The organism is Bacillota bacterium (genome assembly GCA_013314855.1).
Lineage (GTDB): Bacteria > Bacillota > Clostridia > Acetivibrionales > DUMC01 > Ch48.
Map to the genome: position 1 here is coordinate 1 of JABUEW010000155.1, position 8711 is coordinate 8711.

The 8711-nt window shown below is 37.1% G+C and carries 9 protein-coding genes; 1 reads left to right on the forward strand and 8 read right to left on the reverse strand.

Annotated elements, in window-relative coordinates:
• The first annotated feature begins 315 nt into the window (after positions 1–315).
• Positions 316–600, forward strand: coding sequence for a hypothetical protein (locus HPY74_18345; GenBank protein NSW92585.1), 285 nt, complete (start codon positions 316–318; stop codon positions 598–600).
• 171 nt (positions 601–771) lie between these two features.
• Here HPY74_18345 and HPY74_18350 read toward each other — a convergent pair whose 3' ends face one another.
• The 8 genes from HPY74_18350 to HPY74_18385 form a co-directional block, all read right to left on the reverse strand.
• Complete coding sequence (locus HPY74_18350; protein NSW92586.1) at positions 772–3396, reverse strand: pyruvate, phosphate dikinase; 2625 nt, start codon at positions 3394–3396, stop codon at positions 772–774.
• A 129-nt stretch (positions 3397–3525) separates the two neighbouring features.
• Entirely contained in the window at positions 3526–4914 is a 1389-nt protein-coding gene (locus HPY74_18355; GenBank protein ID NSW92587.1) for a glycine--tRNA ligase, read from the reverse strand.
• A gap of 1 nt (position 4915) precedes the next feature.
• Positions 4916–6127: a bifunctional phosphopantothenoylcysteine decarboxylase/phosphopantothenate--cysteine ligase CoaBC gene (gene coaBC / locus HPY74_18360; protein ID NSW92588.1), complete on the reverse strand. Its 1212-nt coding sequence runs from the start codon at positions 6125–6127 to the stop codon at positions 4916–4918.
• A gap of 22 nt (positions 6128–6149) precedes the next feature.
• Positions 6150–6356 (reverse strand): DNA-directed RNA polymerase subunit omega, encoded by a 207-nt coding sequence (locus HPY74_18365; GenBank protein NSW92589.1) that lies wholly within the window; start codon positions 6354–6356, stop codon positions 6150–6152.
• Between the two features lie 20 nt (positions 6357–6376).
• Positions 6377–6991 carry a guanylate kinase gene (gmk, locus tag HPY74_18370; GenBank protein ID NSW92590.1) on the reverse strand — a complete coding sequence of 205 codons (615 nt, stop codon included), beginning with the start codon at positions 6989–6991 and terminating at the stop codon, positions 6377–6379.
• Positions 6992–7051: 60 nt separating this feature from the next.
• A complete protein-coding gene (locus tag HPY74_18375; protein ID NSW92591.1) occupies positions 7052–7333 on the reverse strand; it encodes a DUF370 domain-containing protein in 282 nt (93 codons plus the stop codon).
• A gap of 17 nt (positions 7334–7350) precedes the next feature.
• Positions 7351–8229, reverse strand: coding sequence for a YicC family protein (locus HPY74_18380; protein NSW92592.1), 879 nt, complete (start codon positions 8227–8229; stop codon positions 7351–7353).
• A 134-nt stretch (positions 8230–8363) separates the two neighbouring features.
• Positions 8364–8711: RNA methyltransferase (locus tag HPY74_18385; protein ID NSW92593.1), on the reverse strand; the 348-nt coding region annotated here is incomplete at its 5' end.

The following is an 8711-nucleotide window of genomic DNA, read 5'->3' on the forward strand; positions in this document are numbered from 1 at the left end:
TTTTTTAGAAAATATGCCATATAATCCCCTCCTTATTTATCACCACTATCACCATTAATTATAGCACATAAAAAGTAATTTTGCAAGTGTTTTTAGCAATAAAAAAAGCCTTATTTTAAGGCTGCTTCACGCTTTTAATATAAAATTTACTCCTAAAGATTTATGGTGCTAACTTCTAAAGACGGGTATGCATTTTTATTGTATATAAAAAAATACATTGTTTATTTTTTATCAATGCTTTGATTTTAAAAGATTTGATGGTATAATATAAGTATAAAAAATTTATATGCTGTAAAGAGGAGGAGGTATCGAAATATGAAAGTGTCTGATTTATTAATATCCAGTCTGAATATAACAGAAGATGACTATTATTATAAAGGTCAATTTATTCTCAATTCCCATGATAAATCTTTACATGTTGATGTAGCAGAGCTTGATGATGAAAATACACTTTCTTATATTAAGAATTATTTCGATATTGAACAGTCTATTGCCGAAATAAGAAAAGATCTGATAATAAGGTTGGTCAAGAAAGCCGGCATCAGTTCAAGAATTGTTGAAGGTGAAAACTATTTTGAGCTAAAAGTGCTGCAAGGCTAAATTGGACTAAAAATTAAAATTAATTTCCTATATAACTCACAATATAAGCAAGAAACTTTTTGATAGAGCTACTAAATGTTTCGTAGAATATTATGAGTCATATAGGAAATGTGTGCTATTTAACCGCTCTCTCTTTATCTTGTTTCATTTTATCTTGTTTCATTTTATTCTTCATCTATTCTTTATCACAGCTTGTGCAGCGGCAAGCCTTGCAATAGGTACTCTATACGGTGAACATGATACATAATCCAATCCCAGCATATCAAAGAACTCTATAGAAGACGGGTCTCCCCCATGTTCTCCGCATACGCCCAATTTTATACCACATCTTGTACTTCTTCCTAGTTCAACCCCCATTTTTATCAGCTTTCCAACCCCTATTCTATCTAGTCTAGCTGTAGGATCAAACTCAAAAATCTTTTTCTGGTAATATTCTTCAAGAATTTTACCGGCATCATCGCGGCTTAATCCATAAGTCATCTGGGTAAGGTCATTTGTACCAAAAGAGAAGAATTCCGCTTCACCGGCAATTTCGTCAGCAGTCAATACGGCTCTTGGTATTTCCATCATTGTTCCTACCATGTATTTCAAATCAACTCCTGAGTTCTTTATTATCTCATTAGCAGTTTTAACAATAATGTCCTTAACAAAATTAAATTCTTTTGCCTCACATACCAAAGGCACCATTATTTCGGGTATTACATTAATACCCTCTTTTATGACATTGATTGCAGCTTCAATAATTGCCTTTGTCTGCATTTCAGCAATTTCCGGGTAAACCACTGCCAAACGGCAACCCCTAAGCCCCATCATTGGGTTAATCTCATGCTGTTTTTTAATTATTGTTCTGAGTTCATCATAGCTTATATCCATATCACGTGCCAACAAAACTATATCTTCTTCTTTTTCGGGCAAGAATTCATGAAGAGGAGGGTCAAGAAGCCTTATGGTTACCGGGTATCCTTTCATTATCCTGAATATCTCTTCAAAGTCTTCTCTCTGCATTGGCAGCAGCTTGTTTAAGGCCTTTCTCCTTTGCTCTTCATTTTCGGCCACAATCATTTGCCTAAATATAGAAATTCTGTCAGATTCAAAGAACATATGTTCAGTACGGCAAAGGCCAATCCCCTGTGCGCCGAATTTAAGTGCCTGGGCGGCATCCTTAGGTGTATCCGCATTAGTCCTAACCTTCAGTCTCCTGGTATCATCGGCCCAACTCATAAGTGTTGCAAAATCTCCTGTTAATTCAGGCTCTACAGTAGGTAACATGCCTGCATAGACATTACCGGTGGACCCATCGAGGGATATCCAATCTCCCTCTACATACTTGTTCCCATTTCTATCTATAAAATATTTTTCTTCGCCATTAATTTTTATTTCACTGCAACCGGCCACACAACACTTTCCCATACCCCTGGCAACAACTGCAGCATGGGATGTCATGCCACCCCGTCCTGTAAGAATCCCTTTTGCTACATTCATTCCCTCAATATCTTCGGGTGACGTTTCAAGACGTACAAGCAAAACATTCTTTTCTCCGTTATTATAAGCATTTACTGCGTCTTCCGCAGAAAAATATATTTTCCCTGAACCTGCCCCGGGAGAAGCCGGCAATCCTTTGGCAATAGGTATTGCTTTTTTCAGTGCTCCAGGTTCAAAATTAGGATGCAGAAGAGTATCCAGTTGTCTTGGCTCAACCTTCATTAGTGCTTCTTCTTTTGTTATCATACCTTCATTCACCAAGTCAACCGCAATCTTCAATGCCGCAGCAGCAGTTCTTTTTCCATTTCTGGTCTGGAGCATGAACAGCTTGCCTCTTTCAATGGTAAATTCCATGTCCTGCATATCTTTATAGTGCTTTTCCAAAATATCGGCAATCTCAAGGAACTGTTTATAAACTTCCGGATTAACTTCCTTTAAAAGGTCAATAGGTTCAGGTGTCCTGATACCGGCAACTACATCCTCTCCTTGTGCATTCATAAGGAACTCACCATAGAGCTTCTTTTCTCCTGTAGACGGGTTCCTGGTGAATGCCACGCCTGTCCCGGAATCATTACCCATATTTCCGAAAACCATTTCCTGCACATTAACTGCCGTACCCCAGTCCCCGGGAATATCATTAAGTCTCCTGTAGACTATTGCCCGGGGGTTGTCCCACGAACGGAAAACGGCCTTTACTGCCTCCATCAACTGAACTTTCGGGTCTTGTGGAAATTCATAGCCTTTTTCTTCTTTAAAAAGTTCCTTGTATCTTCTAATAACCTCTTTTAAGTTATCTGCAGTCAAATCAGTATCATGTTGGGCATTATTTTCTTTTTTTACGTCACTGAGTATTTTTTCAAATTTGTCTTTCTCTATTTCCATGACCACATCACTAAACATCTGAATAAATCTTCTATAACTGTCATATGCGAACCTCGGATTTTCGGTAAGCCTTGCCAGTCCTTCAACAACTGTGTCATTAAGCCCAAGGTTCAATATTGTATCCATCATGCCCGGCATTGAAACTCTTGCCCCTGAACGTACTGAAACAAGCAAGGGGTTTTCAGCATCCCCAAACTTTTTCCCTATAATTTCCTCTATTTTTCGTAACGCTGCATATATTTCATCTTCTATTTCCTTTGCAATAACCTTCCCATCCTTATAATACCTGGTACAGGCCTCTGTGGTTATAGTAAATCCCCTTGGTACCGGCAGCCCTATACTGGTCATTTCAGCAAGATTGGCGCCTTTTCCTCCAAGCAGATCTCTCATAGTTGCATTTCCTTCACTAAATAAAAATACATATTTCTTCATTGTTACTACCTCCATATTTAATTTTATATTTGCTTTAATTACTATTATTTTTTATATATAGTATATTTTGTCAATCCTGTGCCATTTTATTACATATTATACAGCAATATTTTCAACTTATCATCTACTTTAATAATCAAATTTATCTTCAAAGTATTGGGAAAGATCACTTATTTTTATCCTCACCTGCTGCATGGTATCCCTGTCCCTAATAGTAACACTTTCATCATTCAATGAATCAAAATCGTAGGTAACACAAAAAGGTGTACCTATTTCATCCTGACGTCTATACCGTTTTCCAATACTACCTGTCTCATCATATTCACACACATATTCCTTTATAAGCATTTCATAAACTTTATATGCCTCCTCGCCCAGTTTCCTGGAAAGGGGCAGGACAGCAATTTTAATTGGAGCAATTGCCGGATGGAAGCGTAAAACAGTCCTTACATCTCCCTCGGCAATTTTTTCTTCGTCGTATGCTTCACATAAAAACGCCAAAGCAGCCCTATCTGCACCTAAAGATGGCTCTACACAGTAAGGTATGTATTTTTCATTTTTTATTGGGTCGAAATAGGAAAGGTCTTCTCCCGAGTGTTCCATATGCTGCCTCAGATCATAGTCGGTCCTATCAGCTATCCCCCACAGTTCGCCCCATCCAAAGGGAAAATTATACTCGATATCTGTAGTCGCATTGCTGTAAAATGCAAGCTCTTCTTTTGTATGATCCCGCATCCTTAAGTTTTCAGGCTTAATCCCAAGGTTTATAAGCCAGTTATAGCAAAACTCTTTCCAGTATTGGAACCATTCAAGGCTTGTACCGGGTTCACAGAAGAATTCCAATTCCATCTGTTCAAATTCTCTTGTCCTGAAAGTAAAATTACCCGGGGTAATTTCATTTCTGAAAGCTTTCCCGATTTGTCCTATTCCAAAAGGAAGCTTTCTCCTCGTTGTCCTCTGTACATTTTTAAAATTAACAAATATTCCCTGGGCAGTCTCAGGTCTTAAATATATTTCTGCTTTTGAGTCTTCAGTAACTCCCTGGTAGGTCCTAAACATCATATTAAATTTCCTTATTTCCGTAAAATCATTTGCTCCACACTCAGGACACCTTACATCCTTATCTTTTATATACTCCATTAATTTTTGATTTTCCCATCCATCCACTGTCAGTTCAATATTCCTCTCTTTGTTCCATTCATCTATCATTTTATCAGCTCTAAAACGGGATTTACAAACCTTACAATCAATCAAAGGATCATTAAATCCTGCGACATGGCCTGATGCAACCCATACCTGGGGATTCATGAGGATAGCACAATCTACCCCAACATTATAAGGACTTTCTTGGATAAATTTTTTCCACCAGGCTGCCTTAACATTATTCTTAAGCTCTACGCCTAAAGGACCATAATCCCAAGCATTAGCCAATCCCCCGTAAATTTCGGAGCCGGCATACACAAAACCCCTGTTTTTAGTCAAAGCCACTATCTTATCCATTGTTTTGTTTACTATCATTTCAATTCAATGCCTTCCTTTCCTTTATGATTTTCACTACTTCATCAAGAACCCTATGGGCTACTTGCGTTTTTTCCATTATCGGCAGCTCAATAATATTCTTATCTTTGTTTATTATCTTTACAATATTAGTATCTACTTCAAAACCTGCCCCTTCCATCGTAATATCATTGGCCATTATTACATCAAAGTTCTTATTTTCCAGCTTAGTCACAGCATTTTTTATAATATCTTCAGTTTCAGCACAGGCGCCTACAAGAATCCTTTCTCCTTTAACTTTTCCCAATTCCGCAGCAATATCGGGATTCTTAACAAGCTTTAAGTTCATAACCTCTTTGTCCTTCTTAATCTTTCTTTCGGCTTCCTGCTCAGACCTGTAATCCGCAACAGCTGCAAACATGGCAATAACGTCATAGTTTTTATATACTTCCATAACTTTCTGAAACATTTCTCGGGCAGTATTGACATTTATTACATTGACATTACAGGGTCTATTCAAACTTACCGGTCCCGACACCAGCAATACTTCCGCACCTCTCATGGATGCTGCAGAAGCTAACGCATAACCCATTTTTCCCGACGACTTGTTGGTAATATACCTTACAGGGTCAATAGGTTCTCTTGTCGGTCCTGCAGTTATAAGGACTTTCAACCCCTTCATATCCTTTTCATGTCCAATAATGTTAATTATCTTTTCCACTATGGTTTCAGGCTCCGGCAACCTGCCTTTCCCTGAAGTACCGCATGCCATCAACCCTTCTTCAGCCTCCATAAACAAATACCCATGTTTCTCCAACTTTAATATATTTTCTTTTAAAATAGGGTTTTCATACATGTTGGTATTCATGGAAGGTACAAACATTACAGGCGCCTTTGTAGCCATAACCGTGGTAGTAAGCATATCGTCCGCAATACCCGCTGCAATTTTCCCTATAATATTTGCTGTGGCAGGCACAACAACTAAAATATCAGCCTTTTGTGCCAGAGAAATGTGCTTTATGTCCCACCTTTCGGGAATATCAAACATGCCGGTTACTACAGGATTTTTAGATATAGTTTGAAAAGTAAGGGGAGCTACAAACTTAGTAGCATTCTCAGTCATAATTACATGGACCTGGGCATTGTTTTTTACCAGACGGCTTACTACTTCTACAACCTTGTATGCTGCAATACCGCCACATACACCAATTAATACTGTTTTTCCCTTTAACATATTCTCTCCTCGGTATTGTTACTTATTTTACCCCGCTTTTAGTACGTACATATGTAATCTTTTCTTCATAAACTTCATTTATTGCAATCGTAACTGGTTTATCTACATTGCATTTTACAAGTTTTGAAGCTCCATCAACCAATTGACGCGCCCTTTTTGCTACAGTTACTACAAGAGTATACTTGCTGTCCATATTTTTCATCAAGTCACTTAATGAAGGAAAAATCATAAAATATAAACCTCCCCAGCTTATAACACAATTCTGTCTAAAATATCAACATTTCTCTTCGTTTTAAGTTTTTCTGCCTTTATAATACAATTTATAGCATTTGCTGTATCTATAACACGGTCATTTGTTATAACATAATCATACTTGTTTACATAAGTAATTTCTTCCGATGCCCTCTCAAGCCTTTTATTAATTACACATATATCCTCGGTACCCCTGCTTTCTATTCTTCTTTTCAATTCTTTAAAAGAGGGAGGAAGTAAAAATATCAAAACACTGTCCGGATACTGTACCTTAATTTTTATAGCTCCTTCAACTTCCTTTTCCAGTACTATGTCGGTACCTGATTTCAAAGAGTCTTCCAATTGTTTCCTGGGAGTACCGTAATAATTTTCACAATATTCAACCCACTCGACAAACTCATTATTCTCTATCATGTGCTCAAACTCTTCTTTGGTTCTGAAATAGTAATTATATCCCTCTTTTTCTCCCTTCCTCGGACTTCTTGTAGTAACAGAAGGCAACACTTTTATATTGCTATTTCTTTCCCTCAATGCTTTAATAACAGTTCCTTTGCCGGTACCGGCCGGACCTGAAATAATTATTAATAAACCGCTCTTATCACTTTGATTCATATCAATTGCGTGTTACTCCTCCAATTCAATCATATGTCATTCACATGATAACAATATTTGTTATTCATCCAACAATTCATTCTCGTCGACACTTATATCTCCGGCACTCTTGCTGCTTAGCCTATGTGCTACAGTTTCCGGTTGGACCGCTGAAAGAATAACATGATCACTATCTGTTATTATAACAGCTCTTGTCCTCCTGCCGTAAGTTGCATCAATCAGCATACCCCTGTCCCTCGCCTCCTGTATTATCCTTTTTATTGGGGCAGACTCAGGACTTACTATTGCAACAAGCCTATTTGCCGAGACAATATTCCCAAAACCGATATTAATCAACTTCATTAATAAAAACCTCCCTATCACTCTATATTTTGTATTTGTTCTCTCATTTTCTCTATCTCGCTTTTAATTTCTAAAACTTCTTTTATTATTACCAAATCATTAGCTTTAGAACCAATAGTATTTACTTCTCTTATCATTTCCTGTATTAAAAAATCCAATTTCCTTCCAACAGGCTCTTGAAGTCTCAGGGTTTCCCTCATCTGGTCAATATGACTCTGAAGCCTGACAATTTCCTCGTCTATGCTGCATCTATCAGCAAATAACGCAACTTCCATAGATATCCGATTTTCATCTAAAAGCTTTTGCTCCATTAGCTCTTTAATTCTGTTTTCCAACTTATACTTATATTCCTTCACCACTTCCGGAGCCCGTTTTTTAACTTCCTTTAATTTTTTTTCAATAAACTCTCCTTTTAAAAGCAAGTCATTTTCCAGTTTCTTGCCCTCATTTTCCCTCATTTTTATAAGTCCTTCTATAGCTATATCCAAGGCTGTTTTTAGTAAGTACCATAATTCATCCTCATCTTCTTTCACATCTTGCAACTTTATAACATCAGGAAATCTGGCTACTAGGGAAACAGTAATATCGTCCTTTATCCCGAACTTGTCTCTCAATAACTCAGCTGCTTGAATATATGCTTTGGCCAGAGCCTCATCAATCAGCGCATTTTTCTTTCCCTCACCAAAATCCTCATATGTAATAAATACATCTGCTTTTCCCCTTGATAATGACTTATTAATCGTCTCCCTTACCTTTTCCTCCAGAAAGGATATTTGTTTAGGCATTTTTATTGATATATCACTATACCTGTGGTTTACAGTTTTTATTTCGACAGAAAATGATTTCCCTCCTTTCTGAACCTCACCTCTGCCAAATCCTGTCATACTTCTTATCATATCTGCTACCCCTTACTACTTTTCCAATGTCTATATATTGAACGATATGTATTATATCATAATTTCAGTCAAATTAAAGGGTTTTTTTTAAATATTATATATTTTTTCACATTTTCTATTGTATACTTCAATTTTCAGTAACCAATGTCCCCCAGTTCGTACATTAGTATTGCCAATACTGCTAACCCGGCTGTTTCCGTCCTTAAAATTCTTGGCCCTAGTGTAACAGGACTTCCTCCAAATTCAACCGCCAAATTAACCTCCTCTTCTGAAAACCCCCCTTCAGGTCCAATAAACAATCCGGCAGTTTTTATATTTATTTTACCAGATTTTATATTTTTTATAAATGATTTAAGGGTTCTATCTTTTTCTTTTTCATAAGGTATAAGAGTAAAATCAAAATTATTCAAATACTCCAAACTTTCTTTGAAGTGTATTGGTACCTCTATTTCAGGTACTACTCCCCTATTGCATTGCTTTGC